Here is a 13,049-nt window from a genome sequence, read left to right on the forward strand (position 1 = left end):
ATTAGGGTTTTCTGCAGATCGCGGCAAGCGTCTGAAGATCGTGAGGCAAGAGGTTGATATGACGAATATTTCCCAGCTCGAATCGTGCGAGTGGCAGGTCGGCGGCATGGATTGTGCCGCCTGTGCGGGCAAGGTCCGCACCGCGGTGGAACGGCTGCCGGGCGTCGAGGCGGTGGAGATCGCGCTGATGAGCGAGCGGCTGCGGGCGCGGCTGACCCCGGGCGCGACCAGCGCCCCCGAGCTGGAGCGGGTGGTGACGCGGCTGGGCTACACGATCACCCGTATCGGCGCCGCGCCGCCGGTGCCGGTGCTGCGGCGCTCGCAGGAGCACGATCACGGGCACGATCACGGCGGCGCCCCGGAATGCGGCTGTGGCGGTTGCGGCTGCGGCGCGGCGTCCCCCGCGCCCGAGGCGGCCCCCGAAGCGACCCCCGAAGCGACCGGCGCCCAGCCCGTACCGCCCGCCGCGCTCTGGATGCGCGGGCCAAAGGCGGCGCGGCTGTTCTGGTCGGCGGGCGGGCTGGCCTTCGCCTGGGGCGTCGCGCTCGCACTGCCCGCGCTGGCGGCGCCTGCTTTCGCGCTGGCCTGTCTGGGGGCGCTTTTCCCGGTGGCGCGGCAGGCCTTGGCTCTGGCGCGGACGGGGCAGCCCTTCACCATCGAGATGCTGATGACCGTGGCCGCCATCGGCGCGCTGATGATCGGTGCCGCGGCCGAGGCGGTGATGGTGGTGGTGCTCTTCGCCTTGGGCGAGCTGCTGGAATCGATTGCCGCCGCCCGCGCGCGCGACGGGCTGCGGGCGCTGGCCCGGCAGATGCCGGAAACCGCGCTTTTGGAGCTGGACGGACAGCTGCGCGAGGTGGCGGCGGCGAGCTTGCTGCCGGGGCAGATCCTGCGGCTGCGTCCGGGCGATCGTGCCCCGGTCGATGCCGAGATCGTCGAGGGGGTCTCGGGGCTCGATGAAAGCGCGGTGACCGGGGAAAGCGTGCCGGTGACGCGCGGCCCGGGCGAGCGGGTTCTGGCGGGCTCGATCAACACCGAGGCGCTGTTGCGGCTGCGGGTGACCCGCGCGGCTGCGGACAGCACGCTGGCGCGGATCGCGCGGATGGTCGCCGAGGCCGAGGCGGCCAAGGCCCCGGTCGAGCGATTCATCGACCGCTTCAGCCGCTGGTACATGCCGCTGATCGTCGGTCTGGCGACGCTGGTGGCGGTGCTGCCGCCGCTCTTGACCGGGGCCGATTGGGGCGTCTGGATCTATCGCGCGCTGGCGCTGTTGCTGATCGGCTGCCCCTGCGCGCTGGTGATTTCGGTGCCCGCGGCGATGGCGGCGGCGCTCTCGACCGGGGCGCGGCGGGGGCTTCTGGTCAAGGGCGGCGCGGTGATCGAGGCGCTGGCGCGGCTGCGCGTTGTGGCGCTGGACAAGACCGGCACGCTGACGCCGGGGCGGCCGCTGGTGACCGATCTTCTGCCCGCTGCCGGGGTTTCGGCCACGGATCTGCTGGCCCATGCGGCGGCGGTCGAGGCGGGCTCCTCGCATCCGCTGGCGCGGGCGATCCTGGCGCGCGCCGCCGCCGAGGGGGTGACGGCCCCCGCCGCCACCGCCGCCCGGGTGATCCCGGGGGTGGGCGCCGAGGCGCGGATTGCCGGGGCGCTGTGGCGCATTGCGGCGCCTGCCGCGGGCAACCCGCAGGCGGCGGCGCTTCAGGCCGAGGCGAAGACCGTGGTCGAGCTTTGCCGCGACGGCGTTCCGCAAGGCCTGATTGCCCTGCGCGACGAGCCCCGGCCCGAGGCGGGCGCGGCGCTGGCGGCGCTGCGGGGGCTTGGGCTGGACAGCGTGATGCTGACCGGCGATGCCGAAGCCCCGGCGCGGGCGCTGGCGGCGCCTTTCGGGCTTGCGGTCAAGGCGGGGCTTCTGCCCGAGGACAAATGCGCCGAGGTGACGCGGCTTTCGGCGCAGGGGGGCGTGCTGATGCTGGGCGACGGCATCAACGACGCCCCGGCGCTGCGGGCGGCCGATGTGGGCGTGGCGATCGGGGCGGGGACCGATGTGGCGATCGAGACCGCCGATGCGGTGCTGATGCGCAACGACCTGACCGATCTGCCCGCGCTGATCCGGCTGTCGCGGCAGACCCTGCGCAACATCCGCCAGAATGTCGCGATCGCGCTGGGGCTGAAGGCGGTGTTTCTGGTCACCTCGGTTTTCGGGATCACCGGGCTCTGGATCGCGGTTCTGGCCGATACCGGGGCGACGGTGCTGGTGACGGCGAATGCGCTGCGTCTGCTGCGCTATGATCCGCGCCGCGCGGCGTGACGCAACGCCGCGCCGAAGCGCCTGAATTTTGTCGCATTTTCTGCGCAGCCTGCGGTTGCGCGCGGTGCAGAGGTGACGAGGGCTTATGGAAACGGTGGCGGTTCTGGTCGATGGCGACAATCTTTCGGCCAAATATGCCGGGCAGATCGCGCTTTGGTCGCGGGACTTGGGCACGGTGACGGTGCGGCGGGTCTATCTGGATGCGCAAAAGACATCGGATTGGCAGGGCGGTCCGCAGGGGTTCCGGCTGATGCATGCGGGCACGGGCAAGAATGCCTCGGACCTGCTTTTGGCGCTCGATGCGATGGAGCTGGCGCTGCGCGAGGGGGTGAAGCGCTTCGTGATCGCCAGTTCGGACCGCGATTTCAGCCATCTGGCGCTGCGCCTGCGCGAATACGGGCGGCAGGTGACCGGGATCGGCGAGACGAAGACGCCGCAGATCTTTCGCGACGCCTGCGAGACCTTCCTGACGCTGTCGCCGCCCGCCGAGGCGAAAGACGTGCCGCAACCGCCCCCGAAGCCGGTGCAACCGCCGGTGAAGAAAGCCGCCTCGCCGCCCGCGCGAAAAGCGGCCGCCGCGCCGAAACCCGAGCTTGATCGGAAGATCATGGAGATCATCGCCGAGTATCAGGAGCCCGGGCTTGGTCTGGGGATCGTGAGGCTGAACGAACTGGTCTCAACTGTCCACAAGGTGAAGATCAGCGACGAGCCCGAAGGCAACTGGCGGGCCTATCTGACAGCACGGCCGAAGCTTTACGATCTTGACCCCCGCGGTCCGGAGGCGCGGGTGCGCGCCCTTCAAGGTTCCGCGCCCGCGCGGCTCAAGGCCGTCTGAGCCCGTTCAGCCGACCTTGAGCCCGTCGAGCCGGGTCAGCAGCGCCGCCACCTGCGCCGCCGGAACGGGCTTGCTGAACAGATAGCCCTGCACCTCGGTGCAGCCCTCGCGCGCCAGCGCGGCCAGCTGCGTCTCGGTCTCCACTCCCTCGGCGGTGGAAACCATGCCAAGGCTCTCGCACATCCCCGTCACCGCCCGCACGATCGCCGCGCTTTGCCGCGACGTGCCCAGACCCGCGGTGAAGGCGCGGTCGATCTTCACCTTGTCAAAGGGAAACCGCTGCAGGTTGCGCAACGAGGAATAGCCGGCCCCGAAATCATCCATCGCGATGCGCAGCCCGATCCCCTTGAGCCGCTCCAGCGTCGCCAGCGTCGCCGGGGTCTCCTTCATCATCACCGTCTCGGTGATCTCCAGCTCCAGCCGGTTCGCCGCCAGCCCGGTGCGCCGCAGCGCCGCCGCGATCGCCTCGGGCAGGCCGATATGCGCCAGCTGCATCGGCGAGAGGTTGACCGCCACCCGCAGGCTGCCCGGCCAGCGTGCCGCCGCCGCGCAGGCCTCGGTCAGCACCCATTCGCCGATCGGCACGATCAGCCCCATTTCCTCGGCCAGCGGAATGAAGGTCTCGGGCGAGACCCAGCCGCGCTCGGGGTGGTGCCAGCGCAACAGCGCTTCAAGACAGGACACCCGGCGTGTCTTCATCTCGAGGATCGGCTGGAAGAAGAGCTGGAAATCATGCGCGGCCCAGGCCCGGCGCAGATCGCTTTCCAGCGCCCGGCGCCGCTGCATCCGGCTGTCGCTTTCGGGCGCGAAAAACCGCAGACAGCCCGAGCCGTCGGCCTTGGCCCGGCACAGCGCCACATCGGCCGCCTTGACCAGCGCCTTCGGGCCCAGCCCGTCCGAGGGCGCCATCGCAATGCCAAGGCTCGCGCCGATGTTGATGCGCCGCCCGTCCAGCTCGAACTCCGCCTCGATCGCGGCGATCAGCCGCTCGGCCAGCGCGCCCACGGTCTGCGGCGCCTCGGTCTCGGTCAGAAGCACGGCGAATTCGTCGCCGCCCAGCCGCGCCAGCGTGTCGGCCGCGCTGACCTCGGCGCGCAGCCGCGCCGCCACCGCGCACAAAAGCCTGTCCCCCGCCGCATGGCCCAGCGTCTCGTTCACCTCCTTGAAGCGGTCGAGATCGATCAGCAGCACCGCGCAGCCCCGCGTCTGCCGCACCCGCCCCAGGGCCGCCTCGAGCCGGTCAAGGAACAGCGCCCGGTTCGGCAGGCCGGTCAGCCCGTCGTGATGCGCCAGATAGGCGATGCGTTCGACCGCCTCGAAGCGGTCGGTGACATCAAAGGAAATGCCGCTGACCTTCAGCGCCCGCCCCCCGGCGTCACGTTCGAACCGCCCGAAGGTCTCGATCCAGCGCGGCCCGCGCCCGTCCGGCAGCGCGACGCGATATTGCAGCGCCAGATCGCGCACGCCCGATTCCAGCGCCCCCAGCACCAGCGCCCGCACCCCCGCGCGGTCTTCGGGATGCAGGCAGGCCAGCCACCCGGCCAGCGTGACCGGACCCGCCGCGGGGTCAAGCCCGTGCTGCTGCAAGAAGCGTTCCGAACAGCTCGCGCGATCTTCAAGGCAGTGCCATTGCCACGATCCCGCCCGCGCCGATTCCAGCGCGAAGCGCAGCTTTTCCTCGCTTTGGCGCAGCGCGTCGAAGATCTGCATGTTTTCGGTGATGTCGCGCAGGATCGTCGAGATGCCGACGATCGCGCCCGAGGGATCGCGGATCGGCGACAGCGTGATCGAGACATCGATCCGCCGGCCATCGCGGGTGCGCATCCGGGTTTCGAAATGCTCGACCGCCTCGCCGGCGCGGACCCGGGCGAAGATCTCGGCGCTCTGGTCGACCTCGGCGCCGCACAGATCGTTCACCGGCCGGCCGATCCTTTCGTGCGCCAGATAGCCCAGCATCACCGTCGCCGCCGGGTTCCAGGTGGTGACGACGCCGTCCAGCGTATGGGTCAGGATCGCGTCATTCGAATATTCGATCACCGCCGCGTTCAGCCGCTCGACGCGGTCGGCGCGGCGGCTTTCAAGCAGGGCAACCCTTTGCGCGCGCACGAAAAGTTCCGCCAGAACCACGGTGAACCCGGCCGCGCCAAGATAGATCAGCTGGGCGATGTCATGGCCCGGACCGGCCTCGGGCAGGAAGAGGAAATGGATCTGCAGCCCGCTCAGCACGATCACGCAAAGCCCGATCTCGGCGCGCAGGAAGGCGGCGGCCAGCGTGACCGTGGGCAAAAGCGGCAGATAGTTCAGCTCGGCGCCCAGCGCATGCAAAAGCTCGCGCAGCCCGGTTCCAAGCGCGATCATCCCCAGCCCGACCAGGAACTGCCGCCGCGCCGGTGCCTGCTCGCGCCAGATCATCGTGCGCCGCCAGGCCCCGTACAGACCTTTTTGCAACGCGGTCCGGGTGTCCGCGGTGTCGGTCGAAAACGGCGGGGGCGGTGCGGACATGGGGTCTCCGACGCGCGATGCAGGGCAGGGACCGCCCCGGTGAAAGAGCGGTTCCGAAAGGATACAGGGATTTCGGAAAATGCAAAGCGGCCGTTCGCCCGGTCAAGGCCGCCCGGACCCGCCGCTTACGGCGTTCCCGCCAGATCTTCCCACAGGATGCGCCCGCCGCAGACGGTCAGCGCGATGCCGAGATCGGGAATCGCTTCCGGCGCGCAGGTCTCGATGTCGCCGCCGAGCATCACCAGATCGGCCGCAAGACCCGGGCGCAGCCTGCCCGTCACATGGTCGCGATGCGCCGCCCAGGCGCCGCCCGCGGTATAGGCGCGCAGGGTCTCCATCAGGCTCAGCCGTTCGTCGCTGCCCCCCTCGAAGGGCGTGCGCGTCACCCCGGCATGGATGCCGCGCAGAACCGAGACATCGGTCACCGGCCAGTCGCTGGAATAGGCGATCTGCGCGCCGCCCTTTGTCGCCAGCGTCTTCCACAGATAGGCGTCGGGCCAGCGGGCGCGGCCGATCCGGCTCAGCGTCGGCTCGAGCGGAAAGTCCATCGCCCCGGGCGGATGGGGCGGCTGCAGGCTGGCCGTGATGCCCAGCGCGCCAAGGCGCGGAATGTCGGTGGGGTCGATCAGCTCGATATGTTCGATGCGGTGGCGGGCGTCGCGGGCGCCGTTCGCAGCCTGCGCGGCTTCGATGCCGTCGATGGTCGTGCGCACCGCCCCGTCGCCGATCGCATGCACGGCGATCTGCAACCCGCGCCGGTCGATCTCGGTGGCGATGGCGTTGAAGGTTTCCGGCGCGAAAAGCGGTTCCGAGCGGTGCCCGGGCGCATCGATGTAATCGTTCAGCATATGGGCGGTGCGGCTGTCGACGACGCCATCCATGAACATCTTCACGAAGCCCGAGCTGATCCAGGCGCTGTCGAAATCCCGCATCATGTCGGACGCGCGGTCAAGCGCGCTCAGATCCATATGCGGCTTGAAATGGAAGGGCACCTTGACGCGCAGCAAAAGCCTGCCCTCGGCCTGCATTTCGGAGAGAAGCTCAAGCGTGTAGCGGTTGCCGTCCATGTTGACGAGGCTGGTCACCCCGTGTTTGGCGCAGTGCCGCATCCCCGCCAGCAGCATCGCCTTGTCGGCGGCGCGTTCGGCCGCCGTGGGGGGCGTGGCGGGCTCTTCGCCGGTGGCGATGCCCAGATTGATCCGCGCCTCGCCGCCCAGCGCGACGATCGGCCCGAAGGCCTCGAATTCGCGCAGCTCGCCCGTCGCCAGACCGCTTTCGTCCAGCACCACCTCGTGCCCGTGCGGCATCGGCGCGCCGCGCATCAGCCCGGTGGCCTGCAGCGCCGCGGTATTGGCCCAGACCGTATGGTGGTCATGCGACATCATCGCGATCGGGCGGTCGGCAATCATCGCATCCAGATCATGACGGCTGATCGGATGGCCAAGCATGCCGTAATCCGCGCCCTGCGCCATCAGAAGCGGCCGGTCGGGGTGGGAGGCGGCAAAGGCGCGAAAGGCCTGCGCGACCGCCTCGGCGCCGTGCAGATGGTCGATGTGCAGATGCGCCAGTTCCGCCCCGCCGAGGCCCAGATGCACATGGCCCTCGAAAAAGCCGGGCAGGACGGTGCGGCCCTGCGCGTCGATCACCCGCGTTGCGGGACCGGCCAGCGCCAGAATTTCGGGCGTGGCGCCAAGGGCCAGGATGGTCTCGCCCGAAAGCGCGATGGCTTCGGCGGTGGGGCGCGCGTCATCCATGGTCAGGAGGCGGGCGTTCGTCACGATCAGATCGGCGGTCGGCATGAAGGGCGCTTTCATGGGGAAGGGGCCACGCCCCGGGCTTCGGGGCGTGGTCGGGCAGGCAAGGGCAGAGGCTTACTTCTGCAGCTCGGTCCAGATCGCGTTCTGATAGTCGAGCGCCTTGCCGGTGCAGATCGTCACGAACTGCCCCTTGTCGGCGAATTCCGCGGGCGGCGTCAGCTCGGGCGCGGTCTTCATGTCCTCGGGCAGGAAGGCCTCGGAGCCCGCGATCCCGTTCGCATAACGCGCAAAGGCCGAGAGCATCGCGGCGTTTTCAGGCTCCATGATGAAGTTCAGGAACAGATAGGCATTCTCGACGTTCTTCGCGTCCTTGAGCAGCACGACATTGTCCATCCAGAGGCCATAGCCTTCCTTCGGATAGCCGTAAGCCACGTCCGGATTGCCCAGCCGCGCCCGCATCGCCGAGCCGTTCCAGTCGACGGTCGCGGCATAGTCATTGTTCGTCATCTTCTCGACGGTCGAATAATCCATCGAGAGCCATTTCGGCTTCGCCGCCAGCAGTGTGTCGCGGACCTTTTTCATCACGGCGGGATCATCCGAACAGACGCTTCCGCCCGCATACATCGTGGCGATCGCCATCACGTCGCCCATTTCGGGAATGACGTTGATCTTGCCTTCCAGCTCCGGCGGCGGGTCCATGAAGATGGCCGAGGTGTTGATGTCGCCCGTGTAAACCTTGGTGTTGACCGACACCCCGGTCGAGCCCCATTGCCACGGGATCGACCATTCCCGGCCCTTGTCCCAATCCACATCCCTCCATTGCGGCGCGATGTTCTTGTGGTTGGGCAGGCGCGACAGGTCGAGCTTCTCGATCAGCCCCTTTTCGGCATAGATGCCGACGAAACCGGCCGAGGGCACGACCAGATCAAAGCCCGAGGCCCCGGCCTCGACCTTGGCCAAGGCCGTGTCGTTGCTGTCGAAATCGGTGATCGTGACCTTGACCTTGTAGGTGTCCTCGAATTTCTTGACCATTTCGGGGCTGGTGTAATTGCCCCAGTTGTAAAGGAACAGCTCCCCTTCGGCGGCGGCAAGCGTCGCGCTGGACAGCAGGATGGCGGTGGCGCCAAGCAGTCTTTTCATTGGTCTCTCCCGGTTGGTTCGTCGTTTCATCTCAGCTCTTGCGGCGGCTGAGCAGGAAAAATCCCGACAGAAGCACCAGCGTCAGCCCCAGCAGGGCGGCCGAAAGCGCGTTGATGTCGGGGGTCATGGCGCGGCGCAATTGGCCGAGCATGTAGGTGGGCAGGGTGTCTTGGCCCGGCGATTTGATGAATTCGGTGATGACGACATCATCAAGCGAGGTGACAAAGGCCAGCATCCCCCCGGCCAGAATGCCCGGCGCCAGCTGGGGCAGGGTGACGAAACGGAAGCTTTGCCAGGGGCTGGCGTAAAGATCGGCGGCGGCGGTTTCCAAAGTCAGATCCATCCCCTCCAGCCGGGCGCGGATCGGCAGATAGGCGAAGGGGATGCAAAAGGCCGTATGCGCGACGACCAGATAGCCGAGCCCCGCGTAACCTGTGGCGGCCTTGATCGCGGCGACGACGATTAGCAGGGCGACGGCGGTGACGATCTCGGGCACCATCAAGGGCTGGTTGATCGCCGCATAGACCGCGGTGATGCCGAAAAACGCCGGGCGGCGGGTGGTGCCAAGGGCTGCGAGCGTCGCCAGCGCCGTTGACAGCACGGCCGCCAGCGTCGCGACGATCAGCGAATTCGCCGCCGCATTCATCACCGCGGCATTGCCCCAGGCCTTCAGATACCAGTCAAAGGTGAAGCCGTCCCAGGTCGCGACCGAAGGCGAGGCGTTGAAGGAATAGACGACCAGTGTCAGGATCGGCGCATAAAGCCCGGCAAAGACCAAAAGCGCGGTCGGCCCGACGCCCGGCAGATCGGCGACATGGAAGGGCTTGGGCTCAGCCATGGCGTTTCTCTCCGTTGATCGCGCGGACATAGACCAGCAGCGCCGCCATCACGATCACCAGAAGCACGATCGAGAGCGCCGCGCCCAAGGGCCAGTTCCGGCCCTGCCCGAATTGCAGCTCGATGAAATTGCCCAGCATCATCAGCTTGCCGCCGCCCAGCAGCCGCGGCGTCACATAGGCGCCAAGGCAGGGCACGAAAACCAGGATCGAGCCCGCGACGATGCCCGGCCGCGCGATCGGCAGCACGACGCGCGTCAGCACCTGCCAGCGCGTCGCGTAAAGATCGTAAGCGGCCTCCAAAAGCCGCAGATCGAAGCGTTCCAGTGCCGCGTAAAGCGGCAGCACCATCAGCGGCAGATAGACATAGACCATGCCGACAAGCAGCGCCCCCTCGGTATAGGTCATCTGCAAGGGCGTTGAAATCACGCCCAGATTCAGCAAAAGCGTGTTCAAAAGCCCTTCGTTGCGGATGATCTGGTTGATCGCGAAGGTGCGGATCAGAAGGTTCGTCCAGAATGGCAGGGTGATCAGAAAAAGCCAGATCGCGCGCTGGTTCGCAGGCCTTGTGGCGATGAACCAGGCGGTCGGAAACCCGGCGAAGAAGGACAGGACGGTGGTGACAAGCGACAGGCTGACCGAGCGCCAGAAGATCGTCAGATGCGCCTCGGCCAGATGCAGGGTCTCGTCAAAGATGTCGCGCTCGACCACCACCTTTTGCCAGCCGTTGAGCGAAAAGCTCCAGACGACATTGCCGTAATCGCCCGGCGTCAGGAAGGAATAGACCAGAACCAGAGCCAGCGGGGCGATGGCGGCGGCGCTCAGCACCACGAGCGCGGGCGTGACCAGCAGCCATGCGTTGCGGGTGGTGCGGGCGCGCAGGGCGGCTTCGGCGGCGCTCATCTCACGTCCTCAACATCTGCGCGGCGCCGGGCATCGGCAGCACGCCGACCCGGTCGCCGACGGAAAGACCGATATCGCCGCTGGCCGGGCTTTGCAGCCGCGCCGTCAGCGCCGTGCCATCCGACAGCGCCATGTGGCAATGCGTGTCGGTGCCGAAATAGACCAGATCGCGCACCGTGGCGGCCAGCGCCCCCGCGGTCTCGGGCGCGACCAGCCGCAGCTGCTCGGGCCGGATCGCCACGGTGACGGGGCCGTGCAGCACGCCCTCGACCGCGATCAGATCGCCCGTCGTAAGCCGCGCGCCGCCGGCCTCGCCCACGGCATCGAGAAAATTCGTCTCGCCGATGAAGGCGGCGACGAAGCGGTTGACCGGATGGGTGTAAATCTCCTTCGGGGTGCCGACCTGCTGCACCTTTCCCGCGCTCATCACCGCGATGCGGTCGGACATCGTCAGCGCCTCTTCCTGATCATGCGTGACGAAGATGAAGGTGATCCCGGTTTCATGCTGCAACCGCTTCAGTTCGATCTGCATTTCCTTGCGCAGCTTGAGATCGAGCGCGGACAGCGGCTCGTCGAGCAACAGCACCTTGGGATGCGGGGCCAGCGCCCGGGCCAGTGCGACGCGCTGTTGCTGGCCGCCCGAAAGCTGGGTGATCTTGCGCCCGGCCATCGCCTCAAGCCGCACAAGGGCCAGCATCCTGCCCACCGTCTCGGCGATCTCGGCGCGCGGCTTGCCCTGCATCTTCAGCGCGAAGCCGACGTTTTCCGCCACGCTCAGATGCGGAAACAGCGCATAGCTTTGAAACACCGTGTTGATCGGGCGCCGGTTCGGCGGCAGCACGGTGACATCCTCGCCATCCAGCAGGATCGTCCCGGCGCTGGGCATCTCGAACCCCGCGAAGAGCCGCAAAAGCGTGGTCTTGCCGCAGCCCGACGGGCCCAGAAGCGTGAAGAATTCACCGGGGCGAATGTCGATCGACACCGTGTCGAGCGCGCGCACCGCAAAGTCGCCCGAGCCGAAAGCCTTCACCAGATTGCGCGCCGAGATGATATTGGCTGCCACGCCGGATCCTTTCGGATTTGATCATATTGGGCCGAGTATTGGGGCGATCCGGCGCGCTGGCAAGGGTTTCTTGCGAGGGGCGCGAAATCCCTGATCGAACGCACAGATTTTCATCACCTGTTGCCGCGCCGGGCAGCGGGGCGCTCGCGCCTGGGTTGCGGGGGCGGGGCGGTCTCGAATCGATCCGGTGCTGGCGCGGCCTTCGCCCCCGGCGCAGAGAGCGGATTGACGCTGACGGGTAATTTGATCATATTTTGAAAAAGCCCGCCTTTGCCCCCTGGCATCGGCAGATCCTGACCCGAAAGGACAGAGCGTGTTCGAAAATCACCTTCCCACCGCCGAACTTCAGGCGCTGGACGCCGCCCATCACATGCACCCGTTCACCGATGGCGACGGGCTGGCGAAAAAGGGCGCGCGGATCATCACCAAGGCGAAAGGCGTCTGGGTGACCGACAGCGAAGGCGCGGAAATCCTTGATGGAATGGCCGGGCTCTGGTGTGTCAACGTCGGCTATGGCCGCGAAGAGCTGGTCGAGGCGGCGGCGCGGCAGATGCGCCAGCTGCCGTTTTACAACACCTTCTTTCAGACCTCGCATATCCCGGCGATCCAGCTGGCCAAGCGTCTGGCAGAGCTTGCGCCGGGCGATCTGAACCATGTCTTCTTCAACGGCTCGGGCTCGGATTCGAACGACACCAACATCCGCATGGTGCGGCGCTACTGGCAGGCGTTGGAAAAGCCGGAAAAGAATGTGATCATTTCGCGCTGGAACGGCTATCACGGCTCGACCATGGGCGCGGCGAGCCTGGGCGGGATGAAGGGGATGCATGCGCAGGGCGGGCTGCCGATCCCGGGGATCGTGCATATCGACCAGCCCGACTGGTGGTCCGAGGGTGGCGAGATGACCCCCGAAGAGTTCGGTCTGGCCCGCGCCCGTCAGCTGGAAGAAAAGATCCTTGAAATCGGCGCCGAAAACGTCGCCGCCTTCATCGGCGAGCCGGTGCAGGGGGCGGGCGGCGTGATCGTTCCGCCTGCGACCTATTGGCCGGAAATCCAGCGCATCTGCCGCCAATACGACATCCTTCTGATCGCCGACGAGGTCATCACCGGCTTTGGCCGCACCGGGAACTGGTTCGGCTGCCAGACCTTCGGGATCACGCCGGACATCATGACCGTCGCCAAGGGTCTGACCTCGGGCTATATCCCGATGGGGGCCTCGATCGTCTCGGACAAGGTCGCGGCGGTGATCAACGGCGCGGATGAATTCGCGCATGGCTACACCTATTCGGGTCATCCGGTCGCGGCGGCGGTGGCTTTGGAAAACCTGCGCCTGCTGGACGAGGACGGGATCGTCGCCCGCGTGGCGACCGAGACCGCGCCCTATCTGAAGGCGAAATGGGAAGCTCTGGCGGCGCATCCCCTGGTGGGCGAGGCGAAGATCGTCGGCATGATGGGCTCGATCGCGCTGACGCCGAACAAGGCGACGCGCGCCAAATTCGCCGCGAAATCCGGCACTGTGGGCTATATCTGCCGCGAGCGCTGCTTTGCCAACAACCTGGTCATGCGCCATGTCGGCGACCGGATGATCATCTCGCCGCCGCTGGTCATCACCCCCGCCGAAATCGACATCCTGATCGAACGGGCGTTGAAATCGCTCGATGAAACGCTGGTGCGGATCAATGCCGAAGGGCTGAACCAAAGCGCCTGA

At 67.3% G+C, this 13,049-nt stretch carries 9 protein-coding genes; 3 read left to right on the forward strand and 6 right to left on the reverse strand.

Annotated features, from left to right (window positions below):
- Positions 1–58 precede the first annotated feature (58 nt).
- Both LY44_RS12790 and LY44_RS12795 read left to right on the forward strand, forming a co-directional pair.
- Positions 59–2,308, forward strand: coding sequence for a heavy metal translocating P-type ATPase (locus LY44_RS12790; protein WP_055212837.1), 2,250 nt, complete (start codon positions 59–61; stop codon positions 2,306–2,308).
- 85 nt (positions 2,309–2,393) lie between these two features.
- A complete protein-coding gene (locus LY44_RS12795) occupies positions 2,394–3,143 on the forward strand; it encodes an NYN domain-containing protein (RefSeq protein WP_055212838.1) in 750 nt (249 codons plus the stop codon).
- A gap of 6 nt (positions 3,144–3,149) precedes the next feature.
- On the opposite strand, the gene LY44_RS12800 is transcribed toward LY44_RS12795, so the two are convergent.
- The 6 genes from LY44_RS12800 to LY44_RS12825 all read right to left on the reverse strand — a co-directional run bounded on the left by LY44_RS12800 (position 3,150) and on the right by LY44_RS12825 (position 11,344).
- Positions 3,150–5,645 (reverse strand): putative bifunctional diguanylate cyclase/phosphodiesterase, encoded by a 2,496-nt coding sequence (locus tag LY44_RS12800; protein ID WP_055212839.1) that lies wholly within the window; start codon positions 5,643–5,645, stop codon positions 3,150–3,152.
- 125 nt (positions 5,646–5,770) lie between these two features.
- Entirely contained in the window at positions 5,771–7,444 is a 1,674-nt protein-coding gene (locus LY44_RS12805) for an amidohydrolase (protein ID WP_223230664.1), read from the reverse strand.
- A gap of 72 nt (positions 7,445–7,516) precedes the next feature.
- Positions 7,517–8,542, reverse strand: coding sequence for an extracellular solute-binding protein (locus LY44_RS12810; RefSeq protein ID WP_055212841.1), 1,026 nt, complete (start codon positions 8,540–8,542; stop codon positions 7,517–7,519).
- 31 nt (positions 8,543–8,573) lie between these two features.
- A complete protein-coding gene (locus LY44_RS12815; RefSeq protein WP_055212842.1) occupies positions 8,574–9,380 on the reverse strand; it encodes an ABC transporter permease in 807 nt (268 codons plus the stop codon).
- Entirely contained in the window at positions 9,373–10,281 is a 909-nt protein-coding gene (locus LY44_RS12820) for an ABC transporter permease (protein WP_055212843.1), read from the reverse strand. Before LY44_RS12820 ends, LY44_RS12815 begins: the two co-directional genes overlap by 8 nt.
- A gap of 1 nt (position 10,282) precedes the next feature.
- Positions 10,283–11,344: an ABC transporter ATP-binding protein gene (locus tag LY44_RS12825; RefSeq protein ID WP_055212844.1), complete on the reverse strand. Its 1,062-nt coding sequence runs from the start codon at positions 11,342–11,344 to the stop codon at positions 10,283–10,285.
- 313 nt (positions 11,345–11,657) lie between these two features.
- Here LY44_RS12825 and LY44_RS12830 point away from each other — a divergent pair, with 313 nt between their 5' ends.
- Positions 11,658–13,049: an aspartate aminotransferase family protein gene (locus LY44_RS12830; protein WP_055212845.1), complete on the forward strand. Its 1,392-nt coding sequence runs from the start codon at positions 11,658–11,660 to the stop codon at positions 13,047–13,049.

This window comes from Rhodobacter capsulatus (assembly GCF_003254295.1).
Taxonomy (GTDB): Bacteria; Pseudomonadota; Alphaproteobacteria; order Rhodobacterales; family Rhodobacteraceae; genus Rhodobacter; species Rhodobacter capsulatus.